We start from the raw sequence: 15,169 nt of genomic DNA on the forward strand, positions 1-15,169 counted from the left end.
TAACAATTTGCAAAGGCGCGCTTTGAACTGGACACGATGGTGGGCACTGGCACTGCTGACAGGGCCAACGCTGGCGCAGGCGGATGAGGCCATCCCCAAGGTGGTGGTTCCGGCCCAGCGCGACGCCGAGTGGCACAGCTACCGCCACGCCTACAAGGCCGCGCGTTTCTTCGAGCCATACCTGAAGGCGCGGCCCCTGATCCAGGCGCATATGCAGATCCGCCCCCGGCAGCCGGACCTGCCAATGGAGGGCCTGCAGCTGCAACTGGCCGGCGAAACCGTGAATGTGGACATTCCGGTCGACGCGCTTGGCCGCGCCACCTTGCCGATGCTGAAGCAGGCCTACGACGAAGACGCCGTCCTGCGCCTGAACAGGCAGAAGGGCAACTACAGCTTCAACGGGCGCTATTCGATCCGCGAGCGGGATGACGGCGTCTACAGCGCAGCGGACCTGCGCACCGCCTGCGAGCAGCTGATCAGCGCGCAGCGCGAATCGGGCTACCGGCTGCGGCTGATAGGGAAGAAATGCGCCGGCGTGAAATTCGTCTACCCGCGCGGCGCGGCGGCGCCCGACGTGCAGTTCCGCGACGCCGACGGCAAGCTCACGCCGCTCGCCGCAGTGCGCGGCTATCCGTTCGAGAATCCGACCATGGGCGATTACCAGATCGTCCTCTACCGCTTTGCCGACTGGCCCGCGCAAGGCGACTTCCTGGTCCGCAGCAAGCCGCTGGCGGTGGGGACCGAGTACGAGTGAGCGTAAATTTTTGGCCTTGCACTGGTCAATTCGAAATCCCGCGTATATAATTCGGGCCTCAATTCCCTGATAGCTCAGTCGGTAGAGCGACGGACTGTTAATCCGCAGGTCCCTGGTTCGAGTCCAGGTCGGGGAGCCAGAATTCAGTAGCACCAGAAAGCCCAGCCTTAAACGGTTGGGCTTTTTGCGTTTCAGTGGCGCTTATTGGGCTGCTGGGTTGCTGAGAGACTCGGGAGCGATGTCTGCCCAAGAGAGAGGGCGAGTATCCGCGTGGTACTTGGCGACGGATGCGGGCAAGCGACGCGACGAATGCCTGAGTTTGGCGTGCATCACTGCATGCTGTCCAAGAGATGTCGATCCCCACGATGGGCTGCTGACGCCCCGTTGCGGACCTTCAGGATTCCCAGCCGCTACTTTATCTTTTTATTATAAAGGCGAAGTCGCATAGCCAAAATTCCGCAGTACATTGAAGCTGCATTCTCCAATTTTCCTTCTCTTCGAAGAGTATGTGCAGCCGTCAGTTTCAAGTCGCTATCATCTTCAATATTCTTGCTCCAGTAGGCATCACCAATCGCATCAAGACCGCGCTGGCATAACTCAATGGCGCTGCCGGATCAAAGACGCGGTATCGATCAGCGAGCGGCCGGCAACGGCAGCGGATCGAGCCGTGCCAGGGCATTGGGAAGGTGATCTGCTGTTTGGCAGCCACAACAGCCAGATTGCTACGCTGGTCGAGCGTCAGACGCGTTATGTCATGCTCGTAAAAGTCGCCGGCAAGGACACTGAGACAGTGGTCAACGCACTGATCGACAATGCCCGCAGGTTACCGCACGAGCTTTACAAATCGCTGACCTGGGATCGAGGGAAAGAGATGGCCGGGCACAAGCGTTTCACCTTGGCCACCGATGTCCAGGTCTACTTTTGCGATCCGCAGAACCCGTGGCAGCGAGGCTCGAATGAAAATACAAACGGGCTATTACGCCAGTATTTTCCGAAGGGTCTGGACCTTTCCACCTACTCGCAGGACAATCTCGATGAGGTGGCTAGAAGGCTGAACGAACGTCCCAGGAAGACGCTACACTACCGAACGCCGGCTCAACAATTTGAAAGGTGTGTTGCGACCACCGATTGAATCCGCAGCCGTACACAGTCGTTCATAGTTGCGGCTCAGCGCTGAGAACTACGGCGCGGATGCATTGGAACAAAGCTGTGCTCTTGTCCGGTCCATGAATCTGTTGGCACTTCTCCACCTGCGGCCGCACGGTTGCTAGGCGTGGCATCCTCACACCACCTAACGTTTCGCGAAAGCACACCTCAGAGCGGAACGAATACTGGGTATAGGGGGAAAGGTCAGGAAAATCGAACGTGTCCTCGATACTTTCTTGCATGGCACTCACTACGCGTAGCGACAGGGTCTTGGGTGCATCAGGCAACAACGCCAATACTTCTGCTTTGCTTCTGCCTCGTGCACGGAGTGCACCAGCGACCAGAGTCGACTTAGCTTGGTCGATGCATAGGACGTTGGATGCCTTGACCATCTCATCTGGGTCCGGCAGCAACCACCTCTCAAGAGGTTGCGCATGTGCGGTAGCCAAGGATATAGCGCCGCCGACAAGTAAGAGGATGCGCTTCATAGCTTGCAATGTAAAAATAGCCAGTTGGAAGTGGGGTAGAATGGTTGATTGTGCCCCCATTCCGCCGATGAGCAAGGATACCATCTTGCTCAGATGAAAAACTCACCAATTATCACATCCCCTGCGGCCTCGCGCCAAAGCAGGCAAGGCGCATAGTAGAGCTCCCATCCAGGAGGTCTATCATGAACAATCAAGTGAAAGGTTTTGGCCAAACTACGCCGTGGAACAAGGGCAAGTTGGTCGGGCAAAAAGCGCCGCTGCGTATAAGCGAAATCTGGGCAATTCGCGTTCGCTTGGAAATCTTCGGCAGGTCCCGGGACTTGGCACTCTTCAACTTGGCCATCGACAGCAAATTGCGTGGCTGCGACTTGGTCCAGCTGCGCGTCAACGATGTATGCCATGGAAGCCATGTGGCAGCGCGGGCCAGCGTGATGCAGCAGAAAACCAAGCAACCCGTCCAATTCGAACTCACGGCAGGAACCAGGAAAAGCTTGGAGGACTGGATAGCGGCCGCAGCGCTGCGCCACAGTGACTTTCTTTTTCCCAGTCGAATCTCAGAATCGCCGCATATTTCGACTAGGCAGTACGCGCGTATTGTTCACCAATGGTTCGACGAAATAGGCTTAGACCCGACGGCATACAGCACGCACACGATGCGCCGGACAAAGCCAACACTCATCTACCGGCGCACAAAAAATTTGCGTGCGGTGCAGCTATTGCTGGGCCATACGCGCCTCGAGAGTACCGTACGATATCTGGGCATCGAGGTCGATGACGCACTCGAAATGGCCGAGCAGACAGATGCTTAAGAACAAGGGCGACGCCAGCAGTCGCCCCATCGCGGACGTTGAGGAACTAGTTCGAAGGCCCCGCAGGTAGCGTATTCCATCGCAAGGAAATAGCCAGTGCCTCTGCTACGACCTTCGCATTGTTCAGAAAATCTACAGCGGTCGTCGGCAACGGATAACGGCTGATGAGGTCAATCCGCAGAGACTTTCCTTCTGCGGCCGGATACGCCTCGTGCATTTGACCGTTCTCGACAAAACCGAAGTAGGCGTTCAGCTTGCTTTGTAGCGCGAGTAGATGGCCATGCTCATCGGACCAGTCCCATGAATCGATAATTGACAGGACAACGCAGTCCGAGGCCGTTTCAGTGCCAACAGCGTCCACTACGCTTACATTCTCAAGCCCCATCCGTCATATCCCTCGTGGTGTTCGGCGACGATGTGTCGTCTTTGGTTACATCCGCTAAGGGCCGGCTGCCGTCACCTTACCCTAAGGCGTTCCATCTTAAAATTAGTGCCACAACTGGCGCAATCAATAATCCCACCAGAATCGCCGTGAGCCAAAACTCTTCCAATTCGCCCTCACGCAATAGCCTGCGACAACTCGTAACAGCGCGAAACAACGCGACTGCGTACAAGCTTCCGCCAAGCAGGACAGCAAGCAAAATAAACGGCCCAAAAATACTGAGTTTCAACCAGGCATCAAGGAACACTGTTCTTCCATAGTCTAATAAATCAGCAAATAACCACTGTCGGCTTATGGCCGTTATACGTCAAGCCAAGTAATCGACCTCGACGCCCAGTTCGGCGTACCCAAGAACTCGAAACCCGGTTTCCGTGGACGCTCCTGGAACGTGGACCTTGGCTAGCTCAGTCAATACCGCCTGCCGTTGCGCGGGAGATTCGATAGCGATTTCTACCCATTTAATGTATTTATATCCGCCATTCCGGAAATGGTAAAACCATTCGCCATCCCAATCTGAGAGGTGTCCATTTTCCACGTCAAATGTACGCCATTTGGGTGAGAGTGGCCCAAGCTCATACATGGCCAGCCTCAACTTCTCCCACTTCGTGTCGTTCATCAATGACAGCATACGGCTGTTCTTTCTATGACTAGGTCCGGTTCTGGCCGAACTCGGCCGACGGTCTTCAGGATAGCAGCTTGCTCATCTGCAAAACTCACGAATTCTCACTTCTGGCAAAGCCGCATCAGCTCCTAGCTCTGCTCGTGCAGATACCAGACTGTTAATCCGCAGTCCCTGGTTCGAGTCCAAGTCGGGGAGCCAGAATACAGAAAAGCCCAGCCTTCGCGGTTGGGCTTTTTGCATTTTATTTCCCGGCATACTCAACCGCCACGCCCTTGCTGTTTTTGTGGGACGGTGACAATTCGCGCATTTTACGCCCATAAAAGATGCTATTCTGCAATATTTGTATCTTTTAAACACCAAAAGGGAATGTGCAAATGTGGTCAAGAATTATCTCAACGGGCATCGTAGGCCTCATCATGAGTGCTTGCGGTGGCGGCGGCAACGGCTCGCCGGTGTCCCAGGCCCCAGTGACACCCCCTGTCACGCCGCCAGCACCCATTGAATTTAACCGTATGCCCAGCACAGCTGGCGATTTTTACACTCAAAAAACAGTGCAAATTGTCAAGTATGCGGATGGCCGGGAAGAACCCGCCACGACTTACTCAACTGAATTCGTCAGTGAACAAAATAGTACTTCCTACTCAACTATCACAACAAATGACAATTTGTACGGCTCCAGTGTCGCACGCATATACGATGCCAACGGTAAGTTAACGCACTCCTCCTCTGCTGCTAGCTGCCCTACTAGCTTTGTGCCCGCTGTCGCCCCCGGTCTTCCCTCCACAGTGCGTCTTGATGCCACGTGGGAGACCAAGTACGTAAGTACCTCCGTTTGCACACTGTCGCAGGCTTCGGAACAGGTCTCATTGACGGGCAAAGTGTTGGGGCAAGAAACAGTGACCACCGCTGCCGGCACTTTCTCAACCATCAAATACGCCATCAAGAAGACTGTCACAAGCCCCACCAGGATTCTGGTTATTGAAGAAACCTGTTGGGCCGACCCCAATTCTGGCGTTGACGTCAAATGCGATAGCGCTGATGTAGAGACAGCTCTTGTCGCGCCGAAGAACAGTTCCACCGCCACAGTTAGCACTGAATTGATCGCCTATTCCCATGCCACCTCCAATCGTAGGAAACTGGGCGTCGAGCGTTTTGCCGGCCAGTGGAAAGGTACTTACGTTGGTAACAGCCAAGGAGGAGTTTGCCTTTTTTATGTAACGCTACCGGGGCAATTGCAAGGGTCCTGTGGAGGCCAGACGGTATCCGGGGCCGTCGATGCAAATGGCAACGTGAGTTTCGTCTTGAGTGCGGACGGTAACTCGGTTCAAACTTTCAAGGGTGGGGCAGTCTCGCCTGGTGCGATGAGCGGGAGCTGGCTGCTGCCCGATGGAAGTGGTGGGACCTGGGGCATGACTCACAAATAATCTTCATGGAAAGCGGCTGAGACGCAGCGGGTGTCCAGGATGCTGTTTTATTTCTTCTGTGAGTCCGCAGGATTTGGTTCGAGCCCAAGTCGAGAATCCAGGATACAAAAAAGCCCAGCCTTGGTGGTTGGGCTTTTTTGCATTTGGGGGGCAAGCTTACAGGCTTTTCACCTGCAGGGTTTGATCTGCCGTTTTAATGTTGAACAGGCGGTCAATGTTGGGATGTTTCCCAGGGTTGGCGCGGGCATCCTGAGTGTGCTCGGCATAAATCTTCAGGCCGAGTTCCGCTGCTTCGGGGGTAATTGCGCCGAGTGTGTCGCTCAGCCAGCCATAAACCCGGAGCGATCCCGCTTGGCCTGGTTTATTTTCGATCGTTGCCACTGGAGCGCCGGACTGGTCGGCAAGTTCGATTGCTGCAACCGTATCCTTCGACGGAAGCAGGGCGAGGTTGTCGGAAAATTTATCGCTGAAGTTTGGTAGTTGCATAGGGGCTCTTGCAAGTGCTCATGTGATTAAAGCGTTATTTTGTCACATGTGGCGTTTGGCTGGGGTTAGTCCGCAGCTCCCACTATTCCGGCACAGGCAGCGACAGCGTAATCTCCGTGCCTTCCGGCCCGCTTGCAATCGCCAGTTCGGCGCCGATGGCGGCGGCACGTTCGCGCATGCCCACGATGCCGTAGTGCCCCGGCGCCAGGCCCTGGCCGACGTGGTCCGGCATGCCTTTGCCGTTGTCCTTCACGGATAGCCTTAGCTTGCCGCCGGTGTGCTGCGCCGTCAGTTCGACCAGGCTGCCTTCCGAATGCCGGGCCGCGTTGGCCAGCGCCTGCCGGCAGATGGCGTAGAGTTCGTCCGCCACCTCGGCGCTGACCGGCGGCAGCTCCAGCGAAGCCGTCACTCTGATGCCGTACTCGGACTCGATGGCTTGCGCCTCCATCCGCAGCGCGGCGTCCAGGGAGCGGCTGGGCGGGGTGGCGTTGCGCAGGCCGCGCACCTGCTCGCGGCCTTCGACCAGCAGCTGGTCCGCGCGCTGCATGGCGTTTTCCAGCGCGCTGCGCGCCATGCCCTCCGGCAGCTGCGCCGCCACCGCCTGGATGCGCAGCACCAGGCCATACACGCCCTGCAAGAAGGTGTCGTGCAGCGTGCGCGCGATACGTTCGCGCTCCTCCAGTTGCGCGTGCACCCGCTCTTCGATGCGGGCCGTGGCGCGCTGCAAGTGCCAGCGGTACATCAGGTACAGCGCGCCCGCCGCCAGCGCGCCCGCTGCAGCCTTGAACCACCAGGTCTGGTCGAAGCGGTAGGCGATGTCGAACACCAGCGGCGGGGCGGGCGGGCCTTGTACGCCGTCTTCATTGGTGGCCTGCACTTCGAAGCGGTAGCTGCCGGGGGGCAGGTTGTTGTAGTACGCGGTGCGGCGGGGGCCGGCTTGCTGCCAGTCCCGGTCCACGCCCGAAAGGCGGTAGCGGAAGGTGACGCGTTCCGGTATCACGTAACTCATCGCCGCGTAGTGGATGGCCAGCGCTTCAGTGCCCGCCGGAAAGCTGCGGACGTCGGCGGGCTGGTAGTCGTAGCCGCCGCTCGACAGCATAGTGATTTCCGATGGCGGCGGCACGCGGTTGACCGGCAGCTTGAGTGGGTCCAGCCACGCCACGCCCTCGCCGGTGGAGAACCACAGCCGGCCGTCGCGGGTGCGCAGCGCGTCGGGACGGCGGGCGCCGCTGACGGCGTCGCCGACGTAACCGTCCAGCCGGTCGAACAGCGTGGCGGGCAGCGGCGCCGTGGGCGCGGCCATGGTCTTGCGCCAGTCGGCGGCGCGTACGCGGCGCAGGCCTTGCTGGGTATTGAACCAGCGGTCGCCGCGCTCGTCGGCGAGCAGGCCGGAAACGCTGATTGCGCCGGCGTCGGCGAATGACAGGGTATGGAATTTCGCGCCCTGCAGCAGTTGCAGCACGCGGTCGGTGCTAAGCAGGACTTCCTCATTGGTGTTGATGAATTGCATGCGCCCCGTATCCAGGCCGTGCTGCGCGCCGTAGATCCTGGCCTGCGGGCCGCTGCCGACCTGCAAGGTGGCGCTCTTCGTCGTAAACCACATCTCGCCATCCGGCGCCCGGCTCATCGTGACCGGGAAGCCGCCCGGCCCCAGCGGCTCGGTATGCCACTGACCGCCGGCATATTTCAGCGCGACCTGGGTGGTGGTGCCGAGCCAGACGCCGTGCCTGTCTTCGCCCAGCCTGGACACCCAGGCGTTTTCAACGACGGTATTCGGCGGCAGCGGATGGGCGCTTACGCCGTTGCGCCCGCGCCGCTCCAGCGCCTGGCGTCCCGCCAGCAGCAGGGAGCCGTCCATGCCGGTGGCGACCCGTGTATGCGCATAGGGATTGGGCTGCTGCACGGCCTTGCCGTCGACGACGCGCCACAGTTTGGCGGAATGGTCGAGCGCACTGGTCGCCAGCCAGACCGAGCCGTCGCTGTCCTCGGCCATGCTGGAGAAGCCGTCCTTGATGCCGTCCAGCGTGTTGACCTTGTTCAGGCGCAGCCGCTCCATGCCGCCGGTGGTGCTGATCCACAGGCTGCCTTCCCGGTCCACCATGGTGGCGTAGACCTGCAAGCTGGTCATTTCCCACTGCTCGCTGAAGCGCTCCGTGGCCGAGAGTCCGCTGAACTCGGCGCTGGCTTGCCAGTCGCGCGGACGCAGGCGGCACAGGCCGGCGGGGCAGTTGCCGGTCCAGAAATTGCCGTCGTCGTCGAATACGCTCTGGTAGGAGCTCTTGGCGTAGGTGCGCTGCACGCGAGCGGTGACGCCTTGGGGGCCGGCCAGCAGGATGACTTGCTTGGCCTGCACCAGCCAAACGCGGGCGTCGGCCGACTCCAGCATCATGGTGTCAAAGCCCACATCGCGGATGCGTTCGAACAGCTGCTTGCTGCGGTTGAGCAAATACAGACCGGTGCCGGACGCCACCCACAGGCGTCCCGAGCTGTCGTGCAGCGCGTAGTAGGCGGTGCGGTCCGGATAACCCATGCTGGCGTCCATGCGTTCCAGCTTGCCGTTCCGGTAGCGCAGCAGGCCGCCTTGGCCGGTGGCCGCCCACAGCGTGCCTTCGCTATCGAGTTCCATGCAGAACACGGCCCGCGCCTCCGGGCTGGACAGGATATGGGTCAGCTCGCCGTTGCGCAGCAGGCTGATGCCGCCGCCGCCGTAGCCTATCCACAGGTCGCCATTGGGAGCGGGCTGCAGCGCGCTGACATTGGTTTTGAGCAGGCGTCCGCCATTGCGCGGCTGGAAGGGCTGAAAGTGCACGCCGTCGTAGCGGTACAGGCCGAAGGACGAGCCCTGCCACAGCCAGCCGTCCGGCGTTTGCGCCAGCGCGCCGGCGTGGCGCACGCCGCCGTCGGCGGCCGGCCATTTGTCATGACGGTAGCTCGCCAGCGACAGCTCCGGATTGAGGGCCGTCGCACGGGACGCGAAGCACAAGCAGGCGATCAGCAAGCAATACCTGAACAGTCCCGGCATGAAGGTTTTCCATGGTCGTATTGTAAGACTGCCAAGCATAACCCGAACCGGGTGCGTGCGGACGCCGCAGCGCTCTGCCATTGGTAGGGGAGGGGCCCTAGTTTTTTTCTATTTGGCCTGCGATATGGTAACGCGCAGCGATGTCGCGCCAGGACGGGTTGCTGTCCAGCTTTGCGGCGGTGGTTTGCACATAGCGTATCAATTCCGGCGGCAAGCCGGGGGTGAGCATGATATGGCGTGTAAAGCTGTTGCGCGGCTGCGCGGAGACATGCAGCTTGTTGTCGAATTCCGGCACGCGCTGATGCAGGCCGTTCAATGTGCTGCGCGAGATAAACACCACATCGACCCGCTTCAGCAGGAGTTTGCGCACGCTGTTTTCCTGGGAAGGCGCGTCGCTGCGCCGCAGCTGTTCGCTGGCGATCATGTCCTCGACATCGGCGTAGCGCTGGTTCAACACGGTGCCCAGCACTTTGCCCCGCAGCGACTGGACGCCGGTGAATTCCACCGGCGCGTCGACACGGGAGACCACCAGGTCGGTTTCCTGCATCAGCGCCTTGGTCCACACATAGCGCGACTTTGTCTCGTCGTTGACGAAGCGTGGGTTCAGCCATGCCACCATCCCTTGCCAGCCGCCGTGCTGCAGCATCTGGTCCAGCCGGCCTTTGGGCAGCAGGGTTGGCACAAAGCGGTAACGGCCAGCCGAGCCGGCGGTAAGCAAGTCGGCCAGTTCGCGCGTGAGATCGGCGCGCTCTTGCGGCATACTGAAGGGGGCGTAATCATAGTAATTAACCAGCGGCACGATTACTTGGCCGGGATCGGCGCAGGCGGGCGCCGCCAGCAGGCAGGCCAATAAAGCGAACAGTGGATGGCGGTTAGTCATGGCGCAGCCCGGCGTTAATTGCAGAGGATGTTACCACTGCAATGACGGTCGCACTACGCAGTTGCTGACAGCGAATTGTTAAATGGTGACGCCGCCCTGGCATGGTAGGATCTCGCGTGAAAAACTTTAGCTGGACGGGCGGGCCTGGTATGAAACTGACGCTGGTGGTACTTGATGGGGTGCAGGCGCTCGACGTGGCGGGACCGCTGGATGTCTTCGCGGAGGCGAACCGCCTGCTGCCGGAGAAGGACCACTACCAGACTACGCTGGTGGGCGGCCGGCCGGACAGCGTAATGTGCTCCAGCGGCATGGAGTTCAAAATCCATTGCGACTATCCCAACTTCCACACCGAGTCGGACCTGCTGCTGGTGGCGGGCGGTCCGCGCTATCCCGAGTATCAGCCCGACCCTGCCTTCCTGGCCTGGCTGGGCGAGCGGGCGCGCAACGCGGGCCGGTTTGGCGCGGTCTGCAATGGCGTGTTCCTGCTGGCGCACGCCGGGCTGCTGACGGGCCGCGAGATCACCACGCACTGGGACCACGCGGAGCGGCTGTCCATGCAGTTCCCTGATGCGAATGTAAGGCCGGACAAGATCTTCGTCCGCGACGGCAATCTGTTCACCTGCGGCGGCGTGGCTGCCGGCATCGACCTGTGCCTGGCCCTGATCGCCGAGGACTGGGGCCATGAGCTGGCCATGAAGGTGGCCAAGCGCCTCATCGTCTACATCCGCCGCGACGGCGGCCAGTCGCAATACAGCCCCTATCTGGCGGTTGGTCCCGATGAGGATTCGCTGGTCTCCAAAGTGCTCAAGTACGTGAGCGACCATATCAGCGACGCCCTGACCATAGAGGACATCGCGGACGCGGTGGGCGTAAGCCGCCGCACCTTCTCGCGCGCCTTCGCAAAGCATGCGCACGTTACGCCGTCCGTGTTTGTGGACCAGGTGCGCATCGACTTTGCGCGCAAGCTGCTGGAGGAGACCGATGTGCCGATGAAGACGGTGGCCTTCCGCTGCGGCTTCCACACGCCCACGCAGATGCGGATGATCTTTTCGCGCCAGCTGGGCACCACACCCAAGCTGTACCGCGAGCGTTTCCGCGCAGGCGACGAGGGCAGGGCGGCCGCCTGAGCACCGCCTGACCAGGCGCAGATAGCCGCTTTTGGGACAAGCGCTGCGCGTTTTGGGTCAAGCGGGGGGGGCCCTGCTCACAGGCCGCATTTGCTCGTGCAGAATGGCTCCACGTTATTTCAACTGGAGTCATCATGCAATCCGCCCAAGCACGTCCCTCTGTCCGGTTTCTGCCGGTCAGCCTGTTCGCTTCCGTCATGAGCATTGCCGGCCTGTCGCTGGCCTGGCGCCTGGCGAGCAAATCCTACGGCGCCGATATCGCCGTGTCCAACGCCATCGGCGTAGTGGCCTTGCTGCTGTTCGCTGTACTGAGCCTGTCCTATCTGGGCAAGCTGGTCAAACATCCCGAACTGGTGAAAGCCGAGTTCTCGCACCCTGTCATCGGCAGCTTTTTCGGCACCGTGGGCATCAGCATTTTGCTGCTCTCCAGCGTGATCGGCGCCTACAGCGCCAGCGCGCAGCTGGTGGTGTGGAGCGTAGGCGTGGTGGTCACGCTGGCAATGAGCGCGGTGGTGATTTCGCGTCTGCTGAACGGCAACGCGGCGGCCGCCAGCGCCGTTCCCGCCTGGCTGATCGCGGGCGTGGGCAGCCTGGACATCGTGGTCACCGGCGGCGCGCTGACGGCCGAATGGACGCGCGAGGTCAACCTGCTGGCCGCTGCCATAGGCGGCGTGAGCGCGATTGTCTTCTTCATCCTGATCTTTGCGCGGCTGGTGCATCAAACCCCGCTGGCCGAGGGCATGCGCCCGTCCAAGATGATATTGGTGGCGCCGTTTGCGGTGGGCTTTATCGCCTACGTCAACCTGGTGCAGAAGGTCGATATGTTCGCGGCGCTGCTGTTCTACTTTGGCCTGTTCCTGTTTGTGATCGTCTGCTACCGCCTGGCCGCCAAGCCAGCGCCGTTTTCGCCGGCCTGGTGGGCGGTTGGCTTCCCGATGGCGGCGCTGTGCAATTCGGCGCTGGTGTACACGGGGCCAGGCGGCAACCACGGGCTGGAATGGATCGCCATCGTGTTGCTGTGCATGCTGACGGTGTCAGTCGCCGTGCTGGCCGTCCGCACGCTGCACGCGCTGGCCACCGGCCGCATGCTGACCGCTTGAGGGGGATATATGCTGGACACAAAACTGATACTCAGCCCCAACCTCGACGACTACGACGGCTTCTATGACATGCTCACCGAGTCGCATCATGAACTGGATGAAGGCCAGAGCAAAATGCTGAGCGCCCAGCTGATCCTGCTGCTGTCGAACCATATCGGCGATATGGCGGTGCTGCGCGACGCATTTGCCCTGGCGCGCGTGAACGTTGAAAGGACGCTGCCACGCTGATCAGGGAAGCGCATTCTCCGGCAGCCATTTGCGGTGGATGCGCTGGAAGGCGCCGTCGCGCTTGGCCTGGCGCAGGCAGCGGTCCCAGGTCTGGACCAGGCTTTCCGGGGTGCCAGCGGAAAACGCAAAGTAGGCCGGATGCGGCGGAAACTGCACCATCCTTGCAACGTCGTGCATGGCGTAGCCGGCCCGTTCCAGCGCGTCTTTGACCAGCACTTCGCTTTCAAACCAGAGATCGAAGCGTCCTGTCATCAGCATGCGCGCCGCCAGGTCGGACGTGTTGGTCTCGTCGGTCAGGTTGAAGCCGTTGGCGCGGGCCTGGCTGACAAACACGCTGCCGCGCCGGCCGCCGGCGTGCAGCGTGTGCAGGCCTGGATCGCGGGCGCGCAATTCTTCCGCTTTGCCGCGCAGCGCGTATCCGGCCGTGTGGGAACTGAAGATGGGACCGACAAAACGCAGGTAGCCGCTGCGCTCCGGCGTGGGGACGATGGACAGCAGCAGCACATTCGGCTTGCTGGCTGCCAGCGCATTGGCGCGCGCCCAGGGGATGATTTCTATCGTCTCCCGGCTGCCGGCGCAGCGCTGCATTTCCCGCGCCAGCTCCACCGCCAGGCCGTCCGGCTTGGCGCCGCTGCTAAACATGACAGGCCTGGCTTCCATGCCGTAAATTTTCAGATCGTGGTGATCTGCATCAGCGGCCGTTGCCGCCGACGCTACTGCCATGAAAGCCAGTGCCAATAAAAAACGCATCGTGTTCCCCAATACAGAAGGCTGTTCGGACGAAGTATAGTTACATAGCCCGAAAAACCAAAATTATTGAGGCTGGCTTGTTTACCTCCTTTGTCCGGCTAGCCTGCGCACCACGGTGATGAGGCGGTCGATTTCGTCGAAGGTGTTGTAGAACGCGAGCGAGGGACGGACCGTGGTCTCCACGCCAAAGCGGCGCAGTATCGGCTGGGCGCAGTGGTGGCCGGTGCGCACGGCGATGCCTTCTTCGTTCAGCGCCTTGCCCACTTCCTCGGTGCTGTAGCCGTCCAGCACGAAGGACATCACGCTGGCTTTCGCGCGCGCGGTGCCGATCAGGCGCACGCCCGGGATGGCGCCCAGCTGCTGCATGCCGTACACCAGCAGGTCGTGCTCGTAGCGGGCGATGTTTTCGATGCCGATCTTGTTCACGTAGTCGATCGCCGCGCCCAGTCCCACGGCGTCGGCGATATTGCCGGTGCCTGCCTCGAACTTGTTGGGGATGGGCTGGAACACGGTTTTGTCGAAGGTGACGTCTGCGATCATATTGCCGCCGCCCTGCCATGGCGGCATGGCTTCCAGCACTTCGCGCTTGCCCCACAGGACGCCGATGCCGGTGGGGCCGAATACCTTGTGGCCGGAGAAGACGAAGAAGTCCGCGCCCAGGTCCTGCACGTCCACGCGCATGTGCGAGATGGACTGCGCGCCGTCGACCAGCGCCTTGGCGCCTGCGCGGTGCGCCAGCGCCACGATTTCCTTGACGGGTGTGACGGTGCCCAGCGCGTTCGACACCTGCGTGACGGCGACCAGCTTGGTGCGGCTGTTGAGCAGCTTGCTGTATTCGTCCAGCAGCACCTGGCCGCTGTCGTCCACCGGGATCACGCGCAGCTTGGCGCCTTTGGCGGCGGCCAGCTGCTGCCAGGGCACGATGTTGGCGTGGTGCTCCAGGTGGGAGACGATGATCTCGTCGCCTTCCCCAACGTTCTGCGCACCCCAGCTCTTGGCCACCAGGTTGATGGCTTCAGTGGTGCCGCGCACGAAGATCACCTCGTTCACTTCCGGCGCGTTCAGGAAGCGCCGCACGCGTTCGCGCGCGCCTTCGTAGGCGTCGGTGGCGCGCGCCGCCAGGGTGTGGGCGGCGCGGTGGATGTTGGAGTTCTCGTGTTCGTAGAAGTAGCTGATGCGGTCGATCACGGACTGCGGCTTGTGCGTGGTGGCCGCGTTGTCGAACCACACCAGCTGGCGGCCGTTGATGCGCTCCTGCAGGATGGGGAAGTCGCGCCGCACGGCGTGCACGTCGAACGGCGCGTGGCGGCTGCTGCCCGCCAGCGGTGCGCCGTCGTGCGGCGCCTGCTTGGCGGGTGTGACGTAGCCGCTGGGCAGCACCACCGAGTCGATGAAGTAGTACTGCGGCGTTTGCGACGGCGTGGCCGAAGCGGATGGAAACGGCGTTTGCGGAGCCTGCGGCGACAGCGATTCCGGTACGCCCAGCACGGCGCCGCCCAGGCGCGGTTCATACGCCGGCAGGGTGCTGAATACCTTATCAGGCACGCCGTTGCCGGCCGGGGCCACCGGCGCCAGCGCGGGCGCGCGGTTGCCCAGCGATAGCACCTGGGTGGGCGAGGCCGGTATCAAATTGGTGCCGGGGATCTGGCCTTGCGGTATGGGCGTGCCGGGCACGGACGGGCCGAAGCCGGCCGGGCTGGCCAGCGGCGAGCCGGCCGGCGCGATATTGGCGGGCGCCTGCACGCCGCGCGGCGAGAACGGCGGCGCGGCAAAGAACTCCGTCGCCAGGCGCGCCAGCACGGCCGGGTCGAACGGCGCGCCGGACAAGTCGGGCGCGCCTGCCGGCAGTCCCGCCGGCAGGGAGGGGGATGGCGTAAGGTTGCTCACGTGG

General features: G+C 61.5%; 14 protein-coding genes, 1 tRNA gene and 1 pseudogene. 8 read left to right on the top strand and 8 right to left on the bottom strand.

What is annotated here, in order from left to right; all coding sequences use genetic code 11:
- Positions 1-22 precede the first annotated feature (22 nt).
- The 3 genes and pseudogenes from AC07S4_RS13950 to AC07S4_RS13960 form a co-directional block, all read left to right on the top strand.
- Positions 23-754: a hypothetical protein gene (locus tag AC07S4_RS13950; RefSeq protein ID WP_494987228.1), complete on the top strand. Its 732-nt coding sequence runs from the start codon at positions 23-25 to the stop codon at positions 752-754.
- Between the two features lie 63 nt (positions 755-817).
- A tRNA-Asn gene (locus tag AC07S4_RS13955) sits at positions 818-893 on the top strand.
- Positions 894-1,310: 417 nt separating this feature from the next.
- Positions 1,311-1,886: pseudogene (locus AC07S4_RS13960) on the top strand (IS30 family transposase); the annotation flags it as partial.
- A 22-nt stretch (positions 1,887-1,908) separates the two neighbouring features.
- On the opposite strand, the gene AC07S4_RS13965 reads toward AC07S4_RS13960, so the two are convergent.
- Positions 1,909-2,463: a hypothetical protein gene (locus AC07S4_RS13965; RefSeq protein WP_494987229.1), complete on the bottom strand. Its 555-nt coding sequence runs from the start codon at positions 2,461-2,463 to the stop codon at positions 1,909-1,911.
- A gap of 107 nt (positions 2,464-2,570) precedes the next feature.
- Here AC07S4_RS13965 and AC07S4_RS13970 point away from each other — a divergent pair, with 107 nt between their 5' ends.
- On the top strand, positions 2,571-3,197 hold the full coding sequence (locus tag AC07S4_RS13970; protein ID WP_494987230.1) for a tyrosine-type recombinase/integrase: 627 nt from the start codon (positions 2,571-2,573) through the stop codon (positions 3,195-3,197).
- A gap of 46 nt (positions 3,198-3,243) precedes the next feature.
- On the opposite strand, the gene AC07S4_RS13975 is transcribed toward AC07S4_RS13970, so the two are convergent.
- Positions 3,244-3,582: a DUF6572 domain-containing protein gene (locus tag AC07S4_RS13975; RefSeq protein ID WP_494987231.1), complete on the bottom strand. Its 339-nt coding sequence runs from the start codon at positions 3,580-3,582 to the stop codon at positions 3,244-3,246.
- A gap of 364 nt (positions 3,583-3,946) precedes the next feature.
- A complete protein-coding gene (locus AC07S4_RS13980; RefSeq protein ID WP_494987232.1) occupies positions 3,947-4,267 on the bottom strand; it encodes a DUF6678 family protein in 321 nt (106 codons plus the stop codon).
- Positions 4,268-4,677: 410 nt separating this feature from the next.
- Here AC07S4_RS13980 and AC07S4_RS13985 point away from each other — a divergent pair, with 410 nt between their 5' ends.
- Positions 4,678-5,685: a hypothetical protein gene (locus tag AC07S4_RS13985; RefSeq protein WP_494987233.1), complete on the top strand. Its 1,008-nt coding sequence runs from the start codon at positions 4,678-4,680 to the stop codon at positions 5,683-5,685.
- 156 nt (positions 5,686-5,841) lie between these two features.
- Here the strand turns inward: AC07S4_RS13985 and AC07S4_RS13990 are convergent, their stop codons facing one another.
- The 3 genes from AC07S4_RS13990 to AC07S4_RS14000 all read right to left on the bottom strand — a co-directional run bounded on the left by AC07S4_RS13990 (position 5,842) and on the right by AC07S4_RS14000 (position 10,073).
- Positions 5,842-6,171 (bottom strand): DUF2322 family protein, encoded by a 330-nt coding sequence (locus AC07S4_RS13990; RefSeq protein WP_494987234.1) that lies wholly within the window; start codon positions 6,169-6,171, stop codon positions 5,842-5,844.
- Between the two features lie 82 nt (positions 6,172-6,253).
- Positions 6,254-9,193, bottom strand: coding sequence for a sensor histidine kinase (locus AC07S4_RS13995; RefSeq protein WP_494987235.1), 2,940 nt, complete (start codon positions 9,191-9,193; stop codon positions 6,254-6,256).
- A gap of 97 nt (positions 9,194-9,290) precedes the next feature.
- Positions 9,291-10,073 carry a substrate-binding periplasmic protein gene (locus tag AC07S4_RS14000; protein ID WP_494987236.1) on the bottom strand — a complete coding sequence of 261 codons (783 nt, stop codon included), beginning with the start codon at positions 10,071-10,073 and terminating at the stop codon, positions 9,291-9,293.
- A 149-nt stretch (positions 10,074-10,222) separates the two neighbouring features.
- Here AC07S4_RS14000 and AC07S4_RS14005 point away from each other — a divergent pair, with 149 nt between their 5' ends.
- The 3 genes from AC07S4_RS14005 (at position 10,223) to AC07S4_RS14015 (ending at position 12,528) form a co-directional block, all read left to right on the top strand.
- Entirely contained in the window at positions 10,223-11,200 is a 978-nt protein-coding gene (locus AC07S4_RS14005; RefSeq protein WP_494987237.1) for a GlxA family transcriptional regulator, read from the top strand.
- 134 nt (positions 11,201-11,334) lie between these two features.
- Entirely contained in the window at positions 11,335-12,300 is a 966-nt protein-coding gene (locus AC07S4_RS14010) for an SLAC1 anion channel family protein (RefSeq protein WP_494987238.1), read from the top strand.
- Between the two features lie 9 nt (positions 12,301-12,309).
- On the top strand, positions 12,310-12,528 hold the full coding sequence (locus tag AC07S4_RS14015) for a DUF2783 domain-containing protein (protein ID WP_161072047.1): 219 nt from the start codon (positions 12,310-12,312) through the stop codon (positions 12,526-12,528).
- On the opposite strand, the gene AC07S4_RS14020 is transcribed toward AC07S4_RS14015, so the two are convergent.
- Positions 12,529-13,170 (bottom strand): substrate-binding periplasmic protein, encoded by a 642-nt coding sequence (locus tag AC07S4_RS14020; protein WP_494987239.1) that lies wholly within the window; start codon positions 13,168-13,170, stop codon positions 12,529-12,531.
- 189 nt (positions 13,171-13,359) lie between these two features.
- Entirely contained in the window at positions 13,360-15,165 is a 1,806-nt protein-coding gene (locus AC07S4_RS14025) for a family 2A encapsulin nanocompartment cargo protein cysteine desulfurase (protein WP_494987240.1), read from the bottom strand.
- Between the last annotated feature and the right edge of the window lie 4 nt (positions 15,166-15,169).

The organism is Pseudoduganella sp. GW821-FHT05F09 (genome assembly GCF_059419605.1).